This window comes from Bacillus sp. S3, assembly GCF_005154805.1.
GTDB lineage: Bacteria > Bacillota > Bacilli > Bacillales > Cytobacillaceae > Neobacillus.
In genome coordinates this window covers 1,926,401-1,951,253 of the sequence record NZ_CP039727.1, presented here as the reverse complement: position 1 = coordinate 1,951,253, position 24,853 = coordinate 1,926,401, and the positions used below count along the sequence as shown (strand labels likewise).

The window sequence follows — 24,853 nt, the reverse complement described above, 5'->3', positions numbered from 1 at the left end:
AGGGGTAATATAATCAACAATCACCTTTAACACAGCCTTAAAGTCAAACGAATAAACAGCTAAGAAGCGTCGTGTATCCGACGCTTCTTTGGCTATTTTTTCTTAGGGACTACTTGGCAAACGGAGAAGCGCTCTTCTGAGATGACTTCTGCCGCCAATGATTGAACATCTTGTAATGTTATTTTTTCTAATGTTGGCACAACATCAAATAAATTCATTTCATTAAAAGCATAACGAGTAAATTGATTGGCAATATACTCCGGTGAATTCACAGCACGTAAAAAAGCACCAATTTTCTTCTTTATTGCTCGATCCAACTGCTGTTCACTAAATGAGCTCCCCTTCTTAGCCTCGAGAAGCATTTTTTCGAGCCTGTCAGCTAATTTGTCCGGTTCACCTGTGTCTCCACCAACCATAGCAAATCCAAAACCTTGCTCTTGGGTGTAGTCATATGAGAAAGTTTCATCGATTAGACCTTCACTATACAGCTGATTGTAATTTTCCGAGCTTTTGCCAAACAGCAGATCGAGGAGGACATTCATAGTTAATTCATTTTTCAGCAGCTCATCCCCGGTTTGATCGACATGGAGTGCTTTGATGCCTACCAAGGATTTAGATGTTTGCACATTCATCTCAAGCACCTGCTTCTTTTCAGCAGCTTGAGGGGGTTCTGATTCAAATTTACGTTTGATCTCGGGCATTTCCTTATAGTCTTTTTTGGACTGGTTATCTCTTACCTGGGTCATAATCTTTTCAGGATCTACCGGTCCAACAATAAACAACAGCATGTTGCTCGGGTGATAGAAAGTATTGTAACACTCATACAGCCAATCTTTTGTAATATGAGAAATGGACTCAATAGTGCCGGCAATATCTATCTTCACCGGATGATTCTGATATAAGTTTTGGATTAAGCCGAAATATAGCCGCCAATCTGGATTATCATCGTACATTGTAATTTCCTGGCCGATGATTCCTTTTTCCTTTTCAACTGTTTTCTCGGAGAAATAAGGCTCCTGAACAAAATCAATCAGCGTCTCAAGATTCTTTTCCACGTCTGATGTACTCGAAAATAAATAAGCGGTACGGGTGAAAGATGTAAAAGCATTTGCGGATGCCCCTTGACGGCTAAACTGCTGAAACACGTCCCCATCTTCTTTTTCAAACAGCTTATGTTCTAAAAAGTGAGCAATCCCATCGGGCACTTTGACATACTCGTCTTTCCCAATTGGGATAAAGGTATTATCTACTGAACCGTACTTCGTTGTAAAGGTTGCAAATGTTTTATTAAAGCCTTTCTTTGGCAAAATATAAACGTTTAGTCCATTGTCCATTTTTTCATGAAAAAGCTCCTCCTGGATCTGATCAAACGTAATTTTCTCCATTATTTGCCTTCCTCCGATCCCGTTAAGAAATAAATGGTATCCAGATCAATCTTTTTCGCCACCGCGACTATTTCTTCTTTCGTTGTTTTTTGCATTTCTGCTATCCATGAATCAAGGTGAATATCCGATTTAGCCACTACATTATGATAGAGGAGTTCGGTTAGTCCTCTTGCTGTATCAACCGTTTCCATGATTTGGTTTTGAATGACTGCCTTTGTTTGCTCCAGCTCTTGGTCGGTGAAATCACCTTTCTTCATTGCTTCCATTTGCTCATTTATGATTCCAACAGCCTGATCATAATTCTTTAAATCGATGCCTGACATCACCATCATTAAGCCTTTATGACTTTCTAAGCGGCTCGCCGCATAATAAGCAAGGCTCGCTTTCTCGCGCACATTGATAAATAACTTGGAATGCGAAAAACCGCCCAAGATGCCATTAAAAACCTGTAGGGCAAAATAATCGGAATCGCCATATACGATATTGGTACGATAGCCAATGTTTAATTTGCCTTGTTTTACATCCTGCTCTTCTTTGACAATATTAACCTCTGCTCTTTTGTTGATCGTTTTCGGATTTACTTCTTTCGGTGTGCGGCTTTCAAATTGAAGCAGTTCTTCCGCATATTTTTTGACTTCCTCTTCTTTAACGTCACCAATGACATATAGATCCATCTCATCCTCTAAAAAGGCCTTTTTGAAATATTCATATAAATTTTCCGGGGTAATAGCATCCACATCTGCGGCTTCCCCATTTACCTGAAGGGCGTAGGCCTCACCTTTACACATTTCTTCTAACAATCGGACATTAGAATAGCGCATTTTATCATCAAAGACTGATTGAATTCGGGACTTAAGTGTCCTTTTTTCTTTATCAATTGTCTCCCTGTCAAAGGCGTTATCTGAAATATTTGGGTTCGTCAATATTTCCGCAAGTAATTCAAAACCCTTTTTTAATAATGGATTGGAATCGCTTAAAAATTTTTCATTGGCGATTTCTAAAGAGAAGCTCATAATATGGTATTCACCTTTTTTCGCCAGATCGACAAAAAGAGTCGCACCATACAATTCATCTAAATATGATCGTAACGCCGTAGTGGTTGGATAGCTGCCGGAGCTGCTTTGCAATACATGGGGGAGTAGTGCCCGTTTCGTTACATCTTCTTTTGTTAATGGAGCTTTCATTCTCCAAACTAATGTATTCGTCTTATATTTTTCTGTTTCGATGACATGAAGGTTAAAGCCTTGCATTTCTGATATTTTTTCAGCATTAGCGTCCATTTACATTCCTCCTCATATGATTTGGGCCTTACTTAAACATATGTAAACATTTTTCTTTATATCTTTTCCATCGGGATAAAACCTATACTTATAACTATAATTTGACATGCCTGTTCAATACAATAAAAAACTCTCAGCAAGTGCTGAGAGTTTCCACATTAACGATTTCCCTTGATATAGTGTGTACCACTTGCTTTTGGTGCATCGGCACGGCCAATAAATCCTGTTAGTGCTAAAATTGTCAGCACATACGGTGCAATTAACAAGTACACATTTGGAATTCCCTTTAAGAAAGGTAAGCTTGAACCGATGATACTAATACTTTGAGCAAAACCGAAGAATATGGCGGCTCCTAACGCACCAAGCGGATGCCATTTTCCGAAAATCATTGCAGCTAGTGCCATGAAACCTTGACCGCTAATGGTTGAGTGGCTGAAGTTGGAAGTAATGGATTGAGCATATACTCCACCGCCAATCCCTCCAAGTGCACCTGAAAGAATGACCCCAAGATAGCGCATTCTAGTAACGTTAATCCCCATTGTATCAGCTGCCATTGGATGTTCACCGACTGATCGCAGGCGAAGACCAAATGGTGTTTTAAATACGATGTACCACACGATAATGGCGACGAAAATAGCTAGAAATGAGGTCCAATACGTATTTTGGAAAAATATTTTTCCAATAACGGGAATGTCCTTTAAAATAGGTATATCAATTTTACTAAAACCTTTACTGATAATGCCTGTTTCACCTTTACCATAAATAAGCTTTACTAGGAATAAAGTTAATCCTGTAGCCAGCAAGTTGATTGCAACACCTGAAACAGTATGGTCTGCACGGAATGTAATCGCAGCAACTGCGTGTAAAAGGGAGAAAATTGCTCCTGCAACCATTGCAACCAAAATAGAAATCCATGGCGTTAAACTTCCGAATGTTTCTACAAAAGTGATGTTAAAGACGATAGCTGTAAATGCCCCAATTACCATTAAACCTTCTAGACCAATATTTACTACACCGGAACGTTCTGAGAATATACCGCCTAATGCAGTGAAGACAAGTGGAGCAGCCCATAACAATGTCGATGGAACAACAATCATTAAAATATCCATTAAGCTCAACTTACTTCACCTCCTTCTTCTTACTTAGTCGATCAAGTAACACTCTAATCATATAGCTTGATGCAACAAAGAAAACGATTAACGCAATGATGATATCAACTAATTCGTTAGGTACCCCAGACTCAAGCGGCATGTTTAAGGCCCCTACCTTTAATACACCGAATAGAATAGCGGATAAAAATACACCTAAAGCTGTATTCCCACCTAACAAGGCAACCGCAATCCCGTCGAAACCAACTCCGGTAAATCCACCTTTAACAGCGGCATACCCAAATGTACCTAAACCTTCCATCGATCCTGCAAGACCTGCAAAAGCCCCGGAAATCAGCATTGATAGGATAATGTTCTTATTTACACTCATCCCTGAGTAATGTGCTGCATGCTGGTTAAAACCAACGGCACGCAATTCAAATCCTCTTGTTGTTCTTTCAAGCAGGAACCACATTATAAAACAACAAATAATGGCAATTACGATTCCCCAGTGAAGACGTGAATAATCTGTAAGACTTTGCAGCCATTCTGAACGCAATGATGCTGATGCATGAATCATTTCCGTTTTATCGCCACTTTTAGCTGCTAAAATATTTCTAATTATATAGTTCGTAACATGTAGTGCCACATAGTTCATCATGATTGTCACAATTACTTCGTGAACACGAAAACGTGCTTTTAATAGACCTGGGATAAACCCCCAAATTGCACCGGCAATCATCGCTGCAATGACAGCTAACGGCAGATGTATAGCACGCGGCAGATCGAATGCTACACCTACCCATACTGCTGCAAGCCAGCCAACGATAAATTGTCCTTCAACCCCAATATTAAATAACCCGACACGGAATGCAAAAGCTACCGCTAAACCGGCTAAAATATAGGGTGTAATCTGCCTGACTGCTTCACCAAATGAATAGATATCCCCAAATACCCCGTTCCACAATGCAGAAAAGGCAGACACCGGGTCATACCCGCTCACTAACATGATAATTGTTCCAACCAAAATACCTAATAAAACGGCAATAACTGGAGTTAATAAGCCCTTTAAGCGTTTAGACATGCGTTTCTTCACCCGCTTCCTTTCTATTCGAACCAGCCATAAGCAATCCAAGCTCCTGCTCAGTTGTTTCTTTTGGATTAACTATAGCTACGATTTTCCCCTCATAAATAACAGCAATCCGGTCGCTGACATTCATAATTTCATCTAACTCAAATGACACGAGCAAGACAGCTTTTCCATTATCACGCTGTTCAATTAGGCGTTTATGAATAAATTCAATTGCACCAACATCCAGACCACGGGTAGGCTGTGCCGCAATGAGTAGATCTGGATTACGATCAACCTCACGTCCAATAATCGCTTTTTGCTGATTCCCCCCTGAAAGAGCCCTTGCCAATGTAAATTCACTTGGAGTTCGAACATCAAACTCTGCAATCAGTTTCTTAGCCTGTTTATATATTTCTTTAAAGTTCAAGACCCCACCGCTTGAATATGGTTTTTTATAATAGTTTTGTAAAACCATATTTTCACCAATTGGGAAATTCAACACTAAACCATGTTTATGGCGGTCCTGAGGAATATGACCGACACCAGATTCAGTAATTTTTCTTGGCGTAAGATGAATTAATTCTTTTCCATTCAATTTTACGCTTCCACTTTCGGATTTCCGTAAGCCTGTAATGGCTTCAATAAATTCAGATTGTCCGTTTCCATCTATACCGGCAATTCCAACAATTTCTCCGGCTTTTACAGAAAGATTAAGCCCATTAACAACGGTCACTCCACGTGCATCCTTTACAACCAAATCATGGATTTCAAGGACTTCCTGCTTAGGGTTTGCCTCAGTTTTTTCTGTTTTGAAAACAACTTCACGTCCTACCATTAAACTTGCCAATTCATTTGGATTGGTTTCACTTACATTGACTGTTCCAATCCCCTTTCCTTTTCGAATAACGGTACACCGATCAGCTACTTCCATAATTTCTTTTAACTTATGGGTGATCAGGATTATGGATTTTCCTTCTTTAATAAGTGTTTTCATAATCTGAATAAGTTCTTTAATTTCCTGCGGCGTTAAAACAGCTGTTGGTTCGTCAAAAATCAGAATTTCTGCACCGCGATAAAGCGTTTTTAATATTTCTACCCTTTGCTGCATTCCTACAGTGATATCAGAAATTTTCGCCTGCGGGTCTACGGCTAAACCATAGCGTTCAGAAATGTCGCGAACTTCTTTTTCTGCCTTTTTAATATCAATTCGCCCGCCGGATGTCATTTCACGGCCTAAAATAATATTTTCTGTAACCGTAAAAGTATCAACTAACATAAAGTGCTGGTGCACCATACCAATTCCCAGATCATTAGCAATATTTGGGTTTGTAATATTTACAGACTGCCCTTTCACGCGGATCTCGCCTTGTTCTGGCTGATATAATCCAAATAGGACGTTCATAAGTGTAGATTTACCTGCTCCATTTTCACCGAGTAAAGCATGAATTTCTCCCTTCTTAAGTTGAAGGGTAATGTTATCATTCGCTACGAAGCCGCCAAACTCCTTACGAATGTTGAGCATCTCAATTACGTATTCCATCTTTTCTCACTCCCTGTGATAAGATAAAAGGAAATTTTGACCAGAAGTAGTAAGAGGTCAGACCTTTTTAAGTTTTAAAAAAACAGGGAATTACTCCCCACTAAAATCTTAAATGAAAAGCAGAATTTGCATTCTACACTTCAGTTAAGATTTCATTAGAAAGGAATAAGCAGGCAGGTTACAAATACTGCTTATTCCTCATTTAAATTATTTTGCACTAAACTTACTTAACTCATCACGAGTTCCTGGGACTTTTACCGCACCAGATTTGATTTTTTCAATCCATTCCTTAACAGCTTTGTCAATGGCATCTTTCTGATCAGCTTTAGCATTAATTGGAGCTACGCCGACACCATCTTCATGTAATCCATAAAGCGCTACTTCTCCGCCAGGGAAGTTACCATCCATCGCTTTCTTAGAAAGGTCTTGTACTGCAACATCAACACGCTTAAGAGCAGAAGTAAGAACTACATCTGGACCCATATCGTTTTGGTCACGGTCAACACCGATTGCCCAAATTTCTTTGCTTGGGTCTTTTGATTTACGGTCTGTAGCTTCTTTAAATAGACCATTACCAGTACCGCCTGCAGCGTGGAAAATTACATCTGCTCCAGAAGAATACATTTTCGATGCAATAGATTGACCAAGTTCAGCTTTATCAAATGCGCCGGAATATTGAACATCGACTTTTACTACTGGTTTTGCAGCTTTCACACCAGCTAAGAATCCAGACTCAAAACGCTCAATTACTGGAATTTCCATCCCGCCGATGAAACCAATATGGTTGGATTTAGTTTGAAGGGCAGCTGCAACACCCGCAAGGAACGCAGCTTCTTGCTCTTTAAATAGAACGCTTGCAACGTTTGGCTGTTTAACCTCTGCATCAATAATAGCAAAATGTGAATCTTTTTGTTGTTGAGCAATTTCTTCGATTGCAGCTTGCATTAAGAAGCCAATACCATATACTAAATCAAAGTCTTCACGAGCAAGTTTATTTAAGTTTGTAGAATAATCGGCATCAGATTTTGATTGAAGGTAATCATATCCGCCTTTACCTTTTTTCAATCCATTTTCTTTACCAAAAGCTTGAAGTCCTTCCCATGCTGATTGGTTAAATGATTTGTCATCAACGCCACCAACGTCAGTTACCATTGCTACAGAGAAAGTATCTTTTTCTTTATCTCCGCCCTTGGATGTTTCATTACCCTTGTTGTCATCACTTTTTCCACAAGCACCTAAAAGTGTTCCAGCAGCAAGAACTAGTGATAGCGCCATTCCAATTTTACGCATTTTCAAGGTATTTTCCCCCTATGAATGTTTGTTTGATATAGTAGAAATTTCAAAGCCAGACTTGGTTACGTTTCCAAAATGTAATAAAAAAAATTATATTCTCTTTCTTAATACGTGAAAACTAAATTTGTCTGCCTTAAAATAGTTTACCGAAAATAGGACAGGTTCATCCATTTCATCGAAATGCATTTGTTTTAACACCAACAAAGCAGTTTCAGGATCACATTCTAGTATTGGGGAAATTTTTTCATGATAGCCTACTGGCTCGATTTGAGCAACCGCGTATGTAATTCTGCGATTTGCCTCTTCATCTAAAATCTGAAAAATAGATTCTTCCTCATGGGAAAATGTTTCTGGCAAAATGCGTTCGAGGACCTTGTCAACACAATAAACGACTGGTTCTCCGTTTGCGGTTCTTACCCTTTCCATGACGAAAATCTCCTCACTAGCAGAACATGAGAAACGACGAATATCCTCTTCGGTAGGACCTTGTGTTGATGAACTTAGGAAAATCGTACCGGGTTTCATTCCAGCTTGTTTAATCATGTCAGTAACACTATTAAGTTGTTCAATCCCTGAAGTAAACATCGGCTTTGAGTTAACAAAGGTCCCAACACCATGGCGCCTAATGATAACGTTTTCTTCCTCGAGTATGCGCAATGCTTCCCGAAGTGTTGCCCTGCTGACCCCCAGTTGTTTGGCAAGATCGAATTCAGAAGGTAATTTTTCTTTTTCTTTATAAATTCCTTTTTCAATATCCTGCTTCAACCGATCGATTACCTGTAAATATAAATGCCGGTTATCTGACTTAATTGACATGCTGTTTCCTCCAGCCCTTTTCCTGAGACATCAGACATCTGATATCATTCCTACTAATCGAGATTATATTACCATCTTTTTTGTGATAAATAAATAGGAATTCAAAATTTTGTCGAAAAAAGGTCCGAACTAGAAATTTGTTATTAACTTGCTGATTTTTGCTCAAAAAATCTGCTATAATTGAATACCTTTTTTAATAGCGAATAGATGTGACGGGAAATTAGTAGGATTTTTTCCTGATACAAGTATTCACCTCCTATAACTATAGTATCAGATTTCGCGCAAATTAGTATTAAAAAAAGAGCCAAATGGCTCTTTTTTATCGAATAACGATTAATAAATTTTGACTTTGAGAAATGTCCAGCTCCAGCGCTTGTGGCTTCCGCTTTTCTACGAACTTTGCTCTTCATTGGGTTTCGTCTGTAAGACTGCTCGCGGTTTACTTCCTTCGTACGGGCCAACGACACCGCGGGCCTCCATTTCATCTATTAGACGGGCCGCCCTAGTATAGCCGATTCGAAAGCGGCGCTGCAGCATAGAAACCGAAGCAGTTTGCATCTCAATAATTAAATCCACTGCATCTTCATATAAATCGTCCTCAACTGCACCTGTTATCTCCGGAATATCATCCGGAATCATCTCTTCTTGGTATTGTGCCTTTTGCTGTGAAATGACAAATTCAACTGTATCTTCTACCTCTTGATCGGAAAGAAATGCTCCTTGCACTCGAACAGGTTTGGATGCTCCTACCGGCAAGAATAGCATGTCTCCGCGCCCTAGCAATTTTTCTGCTCCGCCCATATCCAGGATGGTTCTTGAATCAGTTGCACTTGATACCGCAAAAGCAATTCGTGAAGGAATATTTGCTTTAATCACACCTGTGATAACATCAACAGATGGGCGTTGGGTGGCAATAATTAAATGAATGCCCGCAGCACGTGCCATTTGTGCAAGCCTCGTGATTGAATCTTCTACATCAGATGAAGCAACCATCATTAAATCCGCTAACTCATCTACAATCACGACAATATAAGGTAATAACGGCTGCTTATCGTTTTCTTCCAGATTATGTTTCCTTACGTGTTCATTATAGCCTTCAATATTACGGGTTCCTGTATGAGAAAACAATTCATAGCGCCGTTCCATTTCACTGACTACTTTTTTTAATGCTTGTGAAGCTTTTTTAGGATCTGTTACAACTGGTGCCAGTAAATGGGGAATTCCATTATACACATTGAGTTCGACCATTTTTGGGTCGATCATCATTAATTTTACTTCATGGGGTTTTGCCCTCATTAATACGCTTGTAATAATACCATTAATACAAACACTTTTTCCGCTTCCTGTTGCACCGGCTACAAGTAAATGGGGCATCTTATTTAATTCTGCGAGAACCGCTTCACCCGTTATGTCCCTGCCAAGGCCGATTAACAGCTTGGCATCCGGCTTGTCATTTTGGGTACCTTCTAATACTTCCCTTAATGACACCATCGCCACATCGGAATTTGGAACTTCAATGCCAATCGCTGATTTTCCTGGAATAGGCGCTTCAATCCGAATTCCTTTAGCAGCAAGTGCTAATGCGATATCATCACTTAAGCTGACAATTTTACTAACCTTTACACCAACATCAGGGTGTACCTCATATTTAGTGACTGCTGGTCCTAAATGCACTTGGGTAACTCGCGCTTTAACACCGAAGCTTTGAAATGTCCTCTCAAGCTTTGCTGCGTTTGCATGGATTAGCTCATATTCACCGCTTTGATCTGTTTTCCTTGGAAGGTTTAGCAGTCTAAGCGGCGGTAACTCATACGCCACATTTTCTACTTCTGTAAATTTAATTGGCGGAGTATGATCCTCTTCGGCATCATTCGATTTATGCCTTTTTTCCTTCGCATGTTCTTTTGGATTTTTTTCCTTAGGAGCCTCTTCAACATACGCACGGTCTGCGAAGCTTGAAATAATCGGTTCAGGGATAACAGGTTCGTTCACTTCAGCCTGCTGCTGATTGTTTATAACGGGGACACTTTCTCTTTGGCGATTTTCCCGCTCTTTTTGCCTTTGAGATTTTTTCTCGTTCTTTCTCTCTTCTTGTTTTTGTTTCCATTCTGACATATCCGTTTTAAAGGCGTCCCATTGATTTTTTGAAAAGTCAAATAGAGTAATCACAATCTTCCCAATGAAATCTCCAAACGATTTTCCAGTTAATAGGACAATCCCAACGATTATAAAAACAAAAGCAATAATTTTTGTACCTGTTTCTGCGAACAGGTAATGAAACATAGCAAATAAAATCGCTCCTAAAATCCCGCCGCCCAAATCATGGGTCGTACTTGTTTCCCCTCTTACTTCCATCATAAATAATTCCCAAGTGTTCCCAATCACACTAGGATCTTTAAATTTCCCATCATTTGTGAGCAAATGAAAAAGAGTGACATGACTCAATAGTAAGATTGCCGATATAATAAAATAGCTGCCAACTAATTTAATATGGAAGAAAAAAGGAATACTACGTTTCCACATTAAATAAACACTTAATATTACTAGTCCAATTAAGCTCAGCATGTACCATTCTCCCATCCAAAAACGGAAGAAAAGGACAGTGGCATTCCCGACTGCTCCAAGCTTTGCGATTGAAATGATCGCTAATGCCAATAAAGCCAAGGCGGATAGCTCGTATTGAACGGTTCGTTTTAAATGATTATCTCTTTTTTTGGGTTTTCTTCTCTTTCTTTTTGCCATCTAATCACCTTGTATCGTTCAGTTTGGTCTATTTTTCATAGTATTAATTAATAGGCTGTGTTAACTTGGCTGTTGATTTCCGCTCCAGGCACTTCGCTTTCCGCGGGCGTGACGGGAAGCCTCCTCGTCGCTTCGCTCCTGCGGGGTCTCCCCTGCCCCGTAATCCCGCAGGAGTCTTCGTGCCTTCCGCTCCAATCAACAGTTTGAAAAAATCAACAATGACCTTTAACACAGCCAATTAATAAAAAGGAAAGCAGCCTGCAAGGCTGCTCAAATAATTGTTATCTAATTATACCATAATCTACTATTGCAATGCGGACAATCCATCAAGGTAACCGAAAGAAATTTTTGCACCAGGGTATATATGTTCATTCAAATAATGCTGGGGGTCACTGCTTACTATACGAATAACCTGAACATTTTGCTGATCAGCAAGCTCTACCAAAAGTGGAATCCCCTGATAGTTTATCATTTGCTGATTGCTTGCCGCTTCCGCTTCATAGGGAAAAATTAGTTCATTTGGCATCATTGTATATAAAATCATTGAATCAGCCCCTCATTTTCTTCTTTTTGAAGATCAATCATTTCATTGAGCTTTTTCATTGCGGGACCTAAACCGCCTACCTCATCAATTAATCCCGACTTAACGGCATCAACACCGATTACATTCGTTCCAATATCCCGCGTTAAATTTCCTTTTGCAAACATTAAGTCTTTAAATGTTTCCTCCGTAATTTTGGAATGTTTTGTCACAAAGTTGACCACACGTTCCTGCATTTTATCCAAATATTCAAAGGTGGCCGGTACTCCTATGACAAGCCCTGTCAAGCGAATTGGATGGATGGTCATCGTAGCAGTTTCTGCAATAAAGCTGTAGTCACATGAAACTGCAATCGGAACACCAATCGAATGACCCCCTCCCAGGACGATGGAAACAGTTGGTTTTGAAATAGATGCAATCATTTCAGAAATGGCCAGCCCTGCTTCGACATCCCCGCCGACCGTATTTAATACAATTAATACACCTTCAATTTTCGGATTTTGTTCGATTGCAACAAGTTGCGGCAATAAATGCTCGTACTTTGTTGTTTTATTTTGCGGAGGTAATGCCATATGTCCTTCAATTTGGCCAATTATGGTTAAACAATGAATTCGAGAATCTGCTGAGAGCTGCGGCACATTGGTTTGGCCAAGCTGTTGAATTTTCTCTATTAAACCAGAAGTAGACTTCTCCTCTTTTTGTGGTTGCTGCTCTTCTTGGTTATCGGTATTTTTTTGAATATCGTTATCCATCCTAATACTCCCTTCAAGCATGATATTTGTTAGTGTTTACCTTTACATTGATTTCATGCCAAAACAATACAAAAAGAGGTACCGGAGGAATTCCGGTACCTTTACATTCACACTTCCATAATAATCGGCAGTATCATTGGCCTTCTTTTTGTTTTTTCAAATAAAGATCGATTTAATTCATCTCTTATTTCCTGCTTAAGAGTGGACCATTCAAATGAGGTTTTAGCTGTGTTTCTTTCCACAATATCATGAACTAATTTCGTTGAATCATCCATTAATTTCTCCGATTCGCGAACATAGACAAACCCTCGTGAAATGATTTCCGGCCCTGCCGCAATTTTCTTTTCTTGTTTCGTTAACGTGACAACAACAATTAAAATGCCATCTTGTGACAAAAGCCTTCGATCCCGAAGGACGATATTTCCGACATCGCCTACACCGATTCCATCGATTAGCACATTGCCAGACGGAACCTTCCCGGTAACTGTTAATGTCCCTTCCTTCCATTCCACAATATCACCGCGGTCGGGAATGTAAATTTGTTCATCGGCAAGACCGCATTCAATGGCCACTTTTCTGTGTGCCTTCAGCATCCGATACTCACCGTGAACCGGAATCAAAAATTTCGGCTTCATTAAATTAATCATAAACTTTAATTCTTCTTGACTTCCATGGCTTGATACATGGATTGTCCTTTTTCCATATACAACATTTGCTCCTGCTTTGAATAACAGATCGACCGTTTTCCCTAAAAATACTTCACTTCCTCTTAATGGTGAAGCAGCAATTAAAACAGTATCACCAGGCTGGATATTCAATAGCTTATGTGTCTGTTTTGCCATTTTCTGCAAGGCTTCAATTGGTTCTCCCTGGCCACCGGTCATTAATACCGCTATTTCTTGGTCAGGATATTCATTAATCTGATTTACCTGAATCATGACATCTTCGTCCACTTCTAAATATCCTAAGTCGAGGGCAATATGATAGATTCTTTCAAGGCTTTTTCCTACTACAGCGACTTTACGGCCATTTTCTTTCGCAGCATTAAAAATATGCTGGATTCGATTGATGTCCGATGCAAAGCAAGCGGCAATAATCCTCCCCGGTGCATTATAAAACGCATGGGACATTTCACGTTCAACAATCGCTTCAGATGTTGTGTACCCAGGTTTTTCGGCTTCAGTACTGTCAGACAGTAAGCACAAAACCCCCTGTTCCCCTATCTCAGCCATTTTTCCAATTTCAGGCTTATAAAGTTTCGTTGCAGCCTGATCAAATTTAAAGTCTCCCGTATAAACAATAATCCCTTCAGATGTATGGATACAAACGCCAACTGAATCCGGGATGCTATGATTAGTTCTAAAAAAACTTACATGTACAGCATCTAATTCCACTTTTGTATCCGAATCAATCTCAATAAATTCTGCATTTCCGATAAATTCCTGTTCCTTAAGCTTGGCTTTTGCAAGAGCAAGTGTTAGTTTCGTTCCATATACGGGTACATTAACCTTTCGAAGCACGTAGGAAAGAGCACCAATATGGTCTTCATGTCCATGTGTTAAAAAAATCGCTTTGACTCGTTCCTTATTGTCATTTAAATATGTTAGATCTGGAATGACCATATCGATACCAAGCATTTCTTCCTCGGGGAACATTAAGCCGGCATCAACAATAAATATGTCCTTGTCCACTTCAACAAGGTACATATTCTTTCCGATTTCTCCGATACCACCAAGTGCAATAATCTTGATGGAAGTATTTTTTTTCTGTATCAATTTCCGTTTCCTCCTACATGATGTGTAATCCGACCGAAGATCAGTTATGAATATTATACTTGAAAGTTGAAAACCTTTACAACCAATAATTGCTATATTCATTCATCACAACGATCAAACGGATGAAAAAAGGGCATACCGCACTATATTTCGGTATGCCCATGGATATTTTTTATTTATTTTTCAATAAAGAAATCAATGTCGTTCGTTCCTGTTCCGTTAAACCGACAAGTGGCAGCCTGACAGACCCAACATCCAATCCCGATACTTGTAATGCTGTTTTAACTGGGGCAGGGCTTGGTGCGGCAAATAGGCCCTGCATGATTGGCAGCAATTGCTGATGGTATGCTGCAGCCTTGGCATTTTCTCCATCAAAATAAGCTTTAATCATTGCTTGCAAATCGTTTCCAATTACATGAGAAGCAACTGAAACAACTCCTGCTCCGCCAATAGAAAGAACCGGGATTGTCAAGCTGTCATCCCCGCTGTATAAAACAAAATCCTCATCCGTATCGGCAATAATACGTGTCATGGCGTTTAAATCACCGCTTGCTTCCTTCACAGCCACAATATTAGGTATCTCAGATAGTCGAATAATCGTCTCCGGACGAATATTTACAGCAGACCTGCCAGGAATATTGTATACCATGACCGGAAGTGTTGTTGCTTCCGCAACCGCTTTGAAATGCTGGTACAGACCTTCTTGATTTGGTTTATTATAATATGGTGCTACAGCCATGATCGCATCCACACCAAGCTGCTCTGCTTTTTTCGTCAATTCAATTGATGCATACGTATTATTACTTCCAGTGCCGGCAATGACTGGGATCCTTTTCTTCACCACTTTAACAACATGATTAAAGAGTGCCAGCTTTTCTTCTTTGGATAACGTTGGTGATTCTCCCGTAGTACCTGAAATCACAAGGGAATCTGTTCCATTCTCTATCAAGTAATTAATTAACTGAGTGGTCTTAGCAAAGTCTATATGCCCATTTTTATCAAAAGGGGTTACCATTGCCGTGGAAACTCGCCCAAAATGAACCATTTTCCTACTCCTTTCAATACAACAGAATACCAATAATTTGTTGTATCGCATTCATTCACTTAACTACTCCATCATTTACCTATTTCCTTATTTACAAATCGGCAAGATTAAACTCAATCGATTCATCTTCTAATTGAAAGGCATCATGCAAGGCATTAACAGATTTGGCTAAGTCATCCTGCTTAACTAATACCCAAATGGTGGTATGACTATCTGCTGATTGCAAAATACGAATGCTATGGTCAGACAACGCTGTAACGATTTTGGAGGTAATCCCCGGTACCCCTGCTATTCCTGCACCAACAACAGACACTTTGGCACAATAGCGTTCAATTACAGGTTCATGTCCTAAGTCGTTTAAGACCCTGATTGCCCGATCCGTCATTTCCTCTGTGACCGTATAGACTACACCATTTGGCGAGATATTGATAAAATCTACACTGATTTTTTCATTTGCCATTGCTTTAAAAACTTCTGCCTGGAGGTTGTATTGATCCTTTTTAGCAAAGACTTTTATTTGCGTGACATTTGAAACATGAGCAATCCCCGTAACGGTGCGTTCTCTAATATCACTTCCACGCTTATCTTTATTTAAGGTGGTAACCAATGTTCCTAGATTGTCGGAATAAGTGGAACGGATGCGAATCGGCACTTTTGCCTGCATGGCAATTTCCACCGCTCGGGGATGAATCACCTTCGCCCCCTGATAGGCCATATTGCACACCTCGGTATAGGTAACTATGGAAAGCGGCCGGGCATTTTCTGCAATCCGCGGATCGGCCGTCATAATTCCTTCCACATCGGTAAAAATATCTATCCATTCGGCATTTAGAGCCGCTCCCAGCGCGGCAGCGGACGTATCACTCCCCCCCCGCCCTATGGTGGTGATATCGCCATTCTTAGCAGCTCCCTGGAACCCGGCAACCACTACAACATCATGGTTCTCAAGTTCCCTAAGCAGCCTATCACATTTCATTTCGTTAATCTTTGCATTTGTATGGTCATTGTTCGTACGGAAACCTGCTTGAGCTCCTGTTAATGCGATTGCATTCATTCCACTTTCCAATAGCATATTTGAAAAAACAACACTAGAAATAACCTCGCCGCAGGACAATAATAAATCTTGCTCCCGTTTTGAGATTTTGCTTAGGTTGCCCCCAATTAACGATAAAAGTGTATCGGTTGCATAAGGGTCACCCTTTCTTCCCATTGCCGAGACGACAACGACTACTTTGTAGCCGTCGGCAAGTGCTTTTTCGATATGACTTTGCGCGTGTTTCCTGCTCTCTTCATCTTTAACGGATGTACCGCCAAACTTTTGTACAATAATTTTCATGGTGACACCAAAACCTGCCTTTTTTGGAAAGGTAACTTATTTTACGATACCTAGTTTTACTAAACTTTCTGCAATCTGTACTGAATTCCAAGCAGCACCTTTTAGCAGATTATCCGAAACAACCCACATGTGGAAACCACGGTCTTCATCGATGTCTTTTCTAATACGTCCTACAAAAACATCGTTTTTCCCTACACAATGAGCAGGCATTGGATATACTTGATTATCCGGATCATCTTGCAAGACAATACCCGGTGCATCTTGTAATAATGCTTTAATTTCATTTGCGCTTACGTTCTCTGATTCTATTTCGAAATAGACGGATTCAGAATGGCCGACTGCAACCGGAAGACGGACGCAAGTTGCTGATACCTGTAACTCTGGTAAATGCATAATTTTTTTGGTTTCATTAATCATTTTCATTTCTTCAAACGTATAGCCATTATCTTGGAATTTATCAATTTGCGGAATCACATTAAACGCAATTTGATAATGATTTGTATCTGATGAGACTGGTAAAATTTTTGGTTCAAATGGTTCTTCAGTCAAAATCGACTTTGTTTGTGCCTTTAATTCTTCCACCGCCGCAGCACCTGCACCTGAAACGGCTTGATATGTGGAGACAATGACTTTTTTCAATCCATACTTTTGACGAATTGGTTCAAGAGCAACCACCATTTGGATTGTTGAACAATTTGGGTTTGCAATAATCCCGTTTTGATGATGCAAGTCCGATTCGTTCACTTCAGGAACGATCAATGGTGTATTTTCATCCATTCTAAATGCGCTAGTGTTGTCCACGACGATGGCGCCGCGTTTTACTGCTTCTGGGGCAAGTTCCTTAGAAACACTGCCGCCAGCACTGAATAAGGCAATATCTACACCTTCAAAGCTCTCCGGCTTTGCTTCTTGTATCGTAATTTCCTGACCATTTACATTTATTACTTTCCCCGCTGATCTAGCTGAGGATAAGAGGGTAAGTTTTCCGATTGGAAAGTTCTCTTTGATCAATGTTTGGATCATTTGCTGTCCAACCGCTCCTGTTGCTCCTACTACGGCAACATGATATCCATTTTGCTGATTCATTTCTAAGTTTCCCCTTTCAATCTTTCCACAATATTTTCCTGGTTATTTCATTAATTAAATCATATCAGAAGGGGGAAAGTCCCCCCCTGTTGAAAGATTAATTTATTTTAACATATTCTTATAAAGAAATAACCTTTTTTGATGCAGAAGGGGGAAATTAGTCAGAATCTTTATATCTTTCTACGAGGACGGGCTGGAGCTGTCTCCCTTCGATAGCTGCCTCCACCGTTTCAGACAACAATGTCATTCTGGCTACCATCGAGTTTGGTTTTTTAACTGGATCATCCTGCCCGTATGGAATAAAATAAATATTTTTCGTTGCCATTAATCTCATTAAGTTTACTCCGTTTAATCCTAGTGCATCATTCGTTGAAATCCCCAGAACGACAGGTTTTAAATTTCTTAATGTTGCTTTTGCAGCCATTAATACAGGACTATCGTTCATAGCATTCGCAAATTTACTCATGGAAACGCCTGTTAATGGCGCAATAACCATACAATCAAGCGGAATTTTCGGACCTAAAGGCTCTGCTTTCACAATCGAATCAATAACTTTATGGCCAGTTAAATCTTCAATCCTTTGAACCCAATCCTCTCCTCTTCCAAATCGGGTTTCCGTATTTTTTACTGTAAAAGTTACCACTGGCATAACCTCTGCGCCGGCCAGAACCAACTTTTCGATTTCCGGAAAAACTGCATCATAGGTACAATGTGAGCCAGTGAGACCAAAGCCGATTCTTTTCCCTTTTAAACTCATTTCACTTTCCCCTTTCGGTTTATCAGATCATCCTGGAGCAGTTGTACTAGAACATCAGCAAGAATGATACCGGCCGTTTTTGGAGCAACAATACCAGGCAAACTCGGAGCGAGCAATGCCTTAATTCCACGTTTTTCAGCATATCGGAAATCTGTACCGCCTGGTTTTGATGCAATATCAATAACCAATGTATGGGCTGGTAACTTTGCTATAACGGCTGCACTTACAATTGGATAGGGAATGGTATTGATTAAAATATCCGTTCCCGAAACTTCTTTGTTGATATCGCTTAAATGGAATGGGGTTACACCCATTTCAGTAATTCTGGCAAGATGCTCGCTTTTTCGTGCTCCAACCTTTACTTTTGCACCAAGCGCATGAAAGGCCCTTGCAGTACTCATCCCACATCTTCCTAACCCCAAAATGGTGATATTAGAACCATGAATGGTAAAATCAGTATGCTGTATGGCCATCATAATGGTTCCTTCCACAGTAGGAATCGAATTGTATATAGCTACATCGTCTCGCGAAAATAGCTGTACTAACGTTCTTTTCGACTGCTTTATCATTCCATTTAAATATGAATTACTGATTCCTGAATAAATCGTGCAATGTTCAGGAGTTTTTGAAAGGATATCCTCTGTTAAAATCACTTTTTCATTCGAAAAAATCGTTTCTACCTGACCTTCCGGATTTGTACCGGCTACAGGCAAAATAAGAGCGTCTATCGTCGAGAAATCAACCTCATCCAACTTTTCTTTGACCGCACCTGTGAAGGCGTGATCGAGCTGTTCAAAACCTATAAGCGATAATCTCGCATCTAATTCGGTTAACTTGCGGATGATTTCCAGCTGTCTGGCATCCCCGCCAATCACGGCTATCTGCATCCCTGTCAGCATGAAAACATTCACCTTCTTTTTTTTAAAAGTCCTTTAAAAATTGATAATAAAATCCTTTTCTTCTACTCACTCCAACATCTTATGTAAGATTACTTCATTCGGTGAGTTTTCCATCTTGAGAAATGAAAAAAGCCCAAGCAACAGTTAGTTTGCTTGGGCTTTTTTCTTATCTTTTCACTGATCTTCATCCGGAACATCAATGATGATCATGTCCGTTCCGATTTTTTTTATATGCTGCCATGGCACCCTAATTTCTCCTGCTTGTTTCCGAAACCCAAACCATTTTAATGAAGGAATCAGGAGTGCCTGAATTTGACCGGTTCCTTCATTAATTTCTAAATCGGTTTGCCCAAGGACTCCTAGACGTTCCGCCTTTTTTACATCCACAATTTCTTTTCCACTTAATTCACTTAACCTCACTGTAAAAGCCCCCTCATCCCCTTTTCTATTAGTTTATAAAGGGACGTCCAATTTTAGAATAAGAAAAGCGGAAGCGCCCTGATCAGCGGCGTATGGCCTGGAGCGCTCCAACTGAGATAAAGGAAACACGAAGAGCCGGTGGCGATTCGATGTTGACTTATCGTAGGGCGGAGAGCGAAGGACACTAGCCGCTAGGGCACTGGAGCTGGACAATTCTCAAAGTGGAATATATAATTTCTTATCAAATATGAAAAGAGGCATCCCAATGGAATGCCTCTTAATACGTACCATTATTTATTTGGGAATTCCCCATCAGGACTAATAAGCGTTACAGAATATTGGTCAGTAAAAATGGCTTTTGCCATTTCATCGACACTGTTTTTAGAAACTGCATCGATTTGTTCGATAATTTCATCAAGTGAGCGATGACGTTTCAATAAGAGTTCATTTTTACCATTACGGCTCATTCGGCTATTTGTACTTTCTAAACTTAACATTAGGCTGCCTTTCAGCTGCTCTTTACTGTTAGTTAGTTCCTTTTCGGTGATTCCATCATGCTTTAATTTTTCAAGTGTCTCCTGGATGGTATCAAATAAAACATCCAGCTGCTTCGCACCGGTTCCACCGTAGACAGTCACAATTCCGCTATCCTGATAGGCAGAGTGGTAGGAGAAAACTGAATAAGCTAAGCCCCTTTGTTCACGTACCTCTTGGAATAGTCTTGAGCTCATGCTTCCGCCCAAAATATTATTGAGTGTAATTAAACTGTAAATATCTTCATGACCAACCTTTAATCCTTCAAAACCGATACATAAATGGGCCTGCTCGGTATCCTTCTTCCTTGATATTCTATTTGAATGAAAGGATGGAACATTTTCAGGTGTTTCTTTTGAACCGCCTTGATAGGACCCAAAGTAATTTTCAACTTCTTGGATAAAACTTTCGGAAACATTTCCAGCGATCGATATAACCACATTTTCGGGGGTATAACGCTCATGAATATATTCCTTAAGTGATTCCCCTGTGAATGTCTTTAAGGTTTCCTCTGTACCCAGGATTGGGTAACCAAGCGGATGATCTTCGAAAACTGCCCTGCTCAATAAATCATGGACAATATCATCCGGTGTATCTTCGTACATTTTGATTTCTTCCAAAACAACATTTCTTTCTTTGTTTAATTCCTCTTCCACAAATGTTGAATTAAAGAACATATCAGCTAATACGTCTAAGGCAAATTTAGAATGAGTATCTAGAACCTTTGCATAGTAGCATGTATATTCTTTTGATGTAAAAGCATTTACCTGCCCGCCAATGCTGTCAAAAGATTCAGCAATATCCTTTGCGGAACGTGTAGCCGTTCCCTTAAAAAACATATGCTCTAAGAAATGGGAAATCCCGTTTGTTTGTGGGTCCTCATTTCTAGAACCTGTTCCAATCCATACTCCAATAGCAACTGATCGTACGGTTGGGATATTTTCTAATACAATTCTTACTCCGTTTTGGCAAGTGTATTTATTAATCATTGACTTCCTCCTGTCGCAGACGCTACTACTCCAATTATTAATTATAATTTCTAATAGATATTTTCTCCAATTTTTCGGATGAATTTTACTTAAATTATTTAATAATTCTTTCCTCATCCATTAATTCGGTAACCGTACCGATTTGTAAATTTTTTTTCTCAATTAGGGTGATCAACCGGTCAAGTGACTTTGCCGTTGATTCAGTTGGATGCATAAGTACCATTGAACCCTTATCAATTTTAGACATGACACGGTTAATAAGGACATCAGGAGCAGGCTTGCGCCAATCTACCGTATCTACTGTCCACATTACTGTTTTCATATTTAGTTCGGCTGCAATAGTAATTGTCTCATCCCGATAGCTTCCGCTGGGCGGGGCAAACCATGTACATTTCTTCCCTGTGGCTGCTTCGATAATTTCGTTTGTTTTGATCATTTCTTCCCTTGCCCTTGAGGCAGTCAGCTGCTTCATATCTGGATGGGAGTAGGAATGATTTCCTACTTCATGGCCCGCGCTCACAATCATTTTTGCAAGGTCTGGATTCTTTTTGACCCAATTCCCTTCAAGAAAAAAACTTGCTGATACATTATGATTTTTTAGGGTTGCAAGCATATCCGATAAATATTCGTTACCCCATGCAACATTAATAATGAAGGACACCATCGGTTTTTCCGGGTGACCTTTATAAATCGGAGAAGGCGGTAAATCTTGCAAATGAACTTTTGGTTTTGTCTGGATAAATACTAGTTTCTTTTCATCAAATACGCCTTTGCTCTTCATTTTTTTATACGAAGCTGCAATATCAACTTTGAGTCCATTGTAACCGGGAATGGCCTTCCAGACAGTGTCAACCTTCGCATCGGAAAATGGACGTTCATATGTAGAAGCATTTTTAACTATACTTTGATATAAAGGATCTGACTGCTTTGCTGCCGGCAGGGCCGATTCTTTTAACGCGGAAACGTACTTATCCACTATGGGGATGTTCACTGTAATCACCGCAGCCAAACAAATAACAATTAAAATAATAGCCTTTTTCATCTACCTTTCCCCCTTCCATACAGATTATGTATAAAAGGGACAAGGTAGAACAGAGAAAAAACGGCTTGCTCCTGATGGAAAGTTAACTTCTTATATGGAAAAAGTCAGGGGCAATCCCTGACTTTTTCATTCACTCAGATTTTCATATTTCTGTATTTCTAATTATTGCTTTTCTTCTGCCTTTTCCCGTGTCTCTTTTAATACAGCTTTACGGGATAAGTTAACTCGGCCTTGTTTATCAATTTCGGTAACCTTTACTAAGAGTTCGTCGCCAATCTTCACAACATCTTCCACTTTCCCTACCCGCTCTTCAGCAAGTTCAGAAATATGAACAAGACCGTCTTTACCGGCAAAGATTTCAACAAAGGCACCAAACTTTTCGATTCGTTTCACCTTACCAAGATACATTTGTCCCACTTCAACTTCACGAACAAGATCTTCAATAATCTTTTTCGCTTTTTGATTCATTTCTTGATTAGTTGAAGCAATAAAAATGGTACCATCTTGCTCGATATCGATCTTAACACCAGTTTCTTCAATAATTTTATTAATTTGCTTACCGCTTGGTCCAATGACATCACGAATTTTATCCGGATTGATTGTCATTGTTAAGATTTTCGGAGCAAACTGGGATAGCTCTGTTCTTGGTTCTGTAAGAGTAGCAAGCATGGAATCCAAAATGTGCATTCTTCCCACTTTTGCCTGCTGCAGAGCTTCTTCTAATATTTCACGGGAAAGACCTGCAATTTTAATATCCATTTGCAATGCGGTAACGCCTTTTGCTGTTCCTGCAACTTTAAAATCCATGTCTCCTAAATGGTCTTCCATCCCTTGAATATCAGATAAAACTGTATAATGTTCACCTGATTTTACAAGTCCCATGGCAATACCGGCAACAGGTGCCTTAATCGGTACACCTGCATCCATCATCGCTAATGTACTTGCACAAATACTTGCTTGTGAGGTAGAACCATTCGATTCAAGCACTTCTGAAACAAGTCGGACGGTATATGGGAAATCCTTTTCAGACGGAATAACTGGCTCAAGCGCTCTTTCTCCAAGTGCCCCGTGCCCAATTTCGCGTCGGCCTGGTCCACGGATTGGTCCAGTTTCACCAACACTAAAGGATGGGAAGTTATAATGATGCATAAAGCGTTTTTCTTCCTCAATTCCTAATCCATCAAGAATCTGAACGTCACCCATTGCCCCAAGAGTACAAATACTTAAGGCCTGCGTTTGCCCGCGGGTAAATAATCCTGAGCCATGTGTACGAGGCAAAATACCAACCTGTGAAGATAATGGACGGATTTCATCAATCTTTCGGCCATCCGGACGAACCTTTTCCACAGTAATTAAACGGCGTACTTCCCCTTTAACAATCTTGTCCAAAATTTGTTTCACTTGCTTCATATCTTCGTCTGTTGCTTCTTGTTCTTCAAATTTGGCAATAACAACATTCTTAACTTCTTTAATTGCATCTTCACGAGCATGCTTTTCTTGAACCTGAATCGCCGTTACCATGTCAGCTTCACATAAATTTCTTACTTCTGTTTCAAGGTCTTTGTCAATTTCATAAAGGGTGATTTCCCTTTTTTCTTTACCAATCTCCGCGACAATTTTCTCTTGGAACTCAATTAAACGTTTGATTTCATTATGACCAAACATAATCGCTTCAAGCATGATTTCCTCAGGGACTTCCAGCGCTCCTGCTTCAACCATGTTAATCGCATCTTTTGTTCCGGCAACTGTTAAATGAATATCACTTTTTTCAGCCTGGTCAACTGTTGGATTGATGATAAATTCATTATTTACCCGGCCAACAACAACACCGGCAATTGGACCCTCAAATGGAATATCTGAAGTACTAAGTGCCAAGGAAGATCCAAACATTGCTGCCATTTCTGTTGAACAATCTTGATCAACACTCATTACAATACTAATGACTTGTACATCATTACGGAATCCATCCGCAAACAACGGACGAATCGGACGGTCAATCAGGCGGCTCGCCAAAATTGCCTTTTCACTTGGACGCCCTTCACGTTTAATAAACCCTCCAGGGATTTTCCCTACAGCATATAAGCGCTCCTCATAGTTTACGGTTAATGGGAAAAAGTCCAGGTTCTTCGGCTCTTTCGAAGCTGTTGCTGTACTTAATACAGCTGTATCGCCATAGCGAACTAGAACCGCACCGTTTGCTTGTTTTGCTAATTGGCCGATTTCAACTGTTAATTTACGACCAGCCCAATCCATCGAATATTCATGTTTCGTTTGTTCCATATTTTTACCCCTCTCTATCCAATCACTTAGAGGATGATGCGAAATAATTCGCTGTAATCATCGTTTTTCATCTATATTCATATAAAAAAAGCCTAAAAAAGCTTATATTATCAATCAAATTAATTATAGTATGCACAAATTAGTCCTGTCTTAAAAATATGTATAAAAATTTCTTTAATTG

At 39.8% G+C, this 24,853-nt stretch carries 20 protein-coding genes; all 20 read right to left on the bottom strand.

Annotated features, from left to right (window positions below):
* Positions 1 to 92: 92 nt before the first annotated feature.
* On the bottom strand, positions 93 to 1,385 hold the full coding sequence (gene yfmH, locus FAY30_RS09370; RefSeq protein ID WP_149869630.1) for an EF-P 5-aminopentanol modification-associated protein YfmH: 1,293 nt from the start codon (positions 1,383 to 1,385) through the stop codon (positions 93 to 95).
* Positions 1,385 to 2,665 (bottom strand): EF-P 5-aminopentanol modification-associated protein YfmF, encoded by a 1,281-nt coding sequence (gene yfmF, locus FAY30_RS09365; RefSeq protein WP_149869629.1) that lies wholly within the window; start codon positions 2,663 to 2,665, stop codon positions 1,385 to 1,387. Before yfmF ends, yfmH begins: the two co-directional genes overlap by 1 nt.
* A gap of 158 nt (positions 2,666 to 2,823) precedes the next feature.
* Entirely contained in the window at positions 2,824 to 3,783 is a 960-nt protein-coding gene (locus tag FAY30_RS09360) for an ABC transporter permease (protein ID WP_149869628.1), read from the bottom strand.
* Position 3,784: 1 nt separating this feature from the next.
* Positions 3,785 to 4,837 carry an ABC transporter permease gene (locus FAY30_RS09355; RefSeq protein ID WP_149869627.1) on the bottom strand — a complete coding sequence of 351 codons (1,053 nt, stop codon included), beginning with the start codon at positions 4,835 to 4,837 and terminating at the stop codon, positions 3,785 to 3,787.
* Positions 4,830 to 6,365: an ABC transporter ATP-binding protein gene (locus tag FAY30_RS09350; RefSeq protein WP_149869626.1), complete on the bottom strand. Its 1,536-nt coding sequence runs from the start codon at positions 6,363 to 6,365 to the stop codon at positions 4,830 to 4,832. Before FAY30_RS09350 ends, FAY30_RS09355 begins: the two co-directional genes overlap by 8 nt.
* A 207-nt stretch (positions 6,366 to 6,572) precedes the next feature.
* Positions 6,573 to 7,661 carry a BMP family lipoprotein gene (locus FAY30_RS09345; RefSeq protein ID WP_149869625.1) on the bottom strand — a complete coding sequence of 363 codons (1,089 nt, stop codon included), beginning with the start codon at positions 7,659 to 7,661 and terminating at the stop codon, positions 6,573 to 6,575.
* A gap of 87 nt (positions 7,662 to 7,748) precedes the next feature.
* On the bottom strand, positions 7,749 to 8,474 hold the full coding sequence (locus tag FAY30_RS09340) for a GntR family transcriptional regulator (RefSeq protein ID WP_149869624.1): 726 nt from the start codon (positions 8,472 to 8,474) through the stop codon (positions 7,749 to 7,751).
* A gap of 390 nt (positions 8,475 to 8,864) precedes the next feature.
* Positions 8,865 to 11,216 (bottom strand): FtsK/SpoIIIE family DNA translocase, encoded by a 2,352-nt coding sequence (locus FAY30_RS09335; protein WP_149869623.1) that lies wholly within the window; start codon positions 11,214 to 11,216, stop codon positions 8,865 to 8,867.
* A 304-nt stretch (positions 11,217 to 11,520) separates the two neighbouring features.
* On the bottom strand, positions 11,521 to 11,760 hold the full coding sequence (locus FAY30_RS09330) for a YlzJ-like family protein (RefSeq protein ID WP_149869622.1): 240 nt from the start codon (positions 11,758 to 11,760) through the stop codon (positions 11,521 to 11,523).
* Complete coding sequence (locus tag FAY30_RS09325) at positions 11,757 to 12,509, bottom strand: ClpP family protease (protein ID WP_149869621.1); 753 nt, start codon at positions 12,507 to 12,509, stop codon at positions 11,757 to 11,759. Before FAY30_RS09325 ends, FAY30_RS09330 begins: the two co-directional genes overlap by 4 nt.
* 107 nt (positions 12,510 to 12,616) lie before the next feature.
* A complete protein-coding gene (locus FAY30_RS09320) occupies positions 12,617 to 14,284 on the bottom strand; it encodes a ribonuclease J (RefSeq protein WP_149869620.1) in 1,668 nt (555 codons plus the stop codon).
* A gap of 172 nt (positions 14,285 to 14,456) precedes the next feature.
* Positions 14,457 to 15,329: a 4-hydroxy-tetrahydrodipicolinate synthase gene (dapA, locus tag FAY30_RS09315; protein WP_149869619.1), complete on the bottom strand. Its 873-nt coding sequence runs from the start codon at positions 15,327 to 15,329 to the stop codon at positions 14,457 to 14,459.
* 91 nt (positions 15,330 to 15,420) lie between these two features.
* Positions 15,421 to 16,665 (bottom strand): aspartate kinase, encoded by a 1,245-nt coding sequence (gene dapG / locus FAY30_RS09310; RefSeq protein WP_149869618.1) that lies wholly within the window; start codon positions 16,663 to 16,665, stop codon positions 15,421 to 15,423.
* Between the two features lie 36 nt (positions 16,666 to 16,701).
* On the bottom strand, positions 16,702 to 17,751 hold the full coding sequence (gene asd, locus FAY30_RS09305; protein ID WP_149869617.1) for an aspartate-semialdehyde dehydrogenase: 1,050 nt from the start codon (positions 17,749 to 17,751) through the stop codon (positions 16,702 to 16,704).
* A 157-nt stretch (positions 17,752 to 17,908) separates the two neighbouring features.
* Entirely contained in the window at positions 17,909 to 18,508 is a 600-nt protein-coding gene (gene dpaB / locus FAY30_RS09300) for a dipicolinate synthase subunit B (RefSeq protein ID WP_149869616.1), read from the bottom strand.
* On the bottom strand, positions 18,505 to 19,407 hold the full coding sequence (gene dpaA / locus FAY30_RS09295; protein WP_149869615.1) for a dipicolinic acid synthetase subunit A: 903 nt from the start codon (positions 19,405 to 19,407) through the stop codon (positions 18,505 to 18,507). Before dpaA ends, dpaB begins: the two co-directional genes overlap by 4 nt.
* Positions 19,408 to 19,581: 174 nt before the next feature.
* Positions 19,582 to 19,827, bottom strand: a complete 246-nt coding sequence (locus FAY30_RS09290; protein ID WP_149869614.1) for a YlmC/YmxH family sporulation protein — start codon at positions 19,825 to 19,827, stop codon at positions 19,582 to 19,584.
* A 290-nt stretch (positions 19,828 to 20,117) separates the two neighbouring features.
* Complete coding sequence (locus FAY30_RS09285) at positions 20,118 to 21,350, bottom strand: M16 family metallopeptidase (protein ID WP_149869613.1); 1,233 nt, start codon at positions 21,348 to 21,350, stop codon at positions 20,118 to 20,120.
* A gap of 94 nt (positions 21,351 to 21,444) precedes the next feature.
* Entirely contained in the window at positions 21,445 to 22,392 is a 948-nt protein-coding gene (locus FAY30_RS09280; protein WP_149869612.1) for a polysaccharide deacetylase family protein, read from the bottom strand.
* A gap of 162 nt (positions 22,393 to 22,554) precedes the next feature.
* Positions 22,555 to 24,672 (bottom strand): polyribonucleotide nucleotidyltransferase, encoded by a 2,118-nt coding sequence (gene pnp, locus FAY30_RS09275; protein ID WP_149869611.1) that lies wholly within the window; start codon positions 24,670 to 24,672, stop codon positions 22,555 to 22,557.
* Positions 24,673 to 24,853 lie beyond the last annotated feature (181 nt).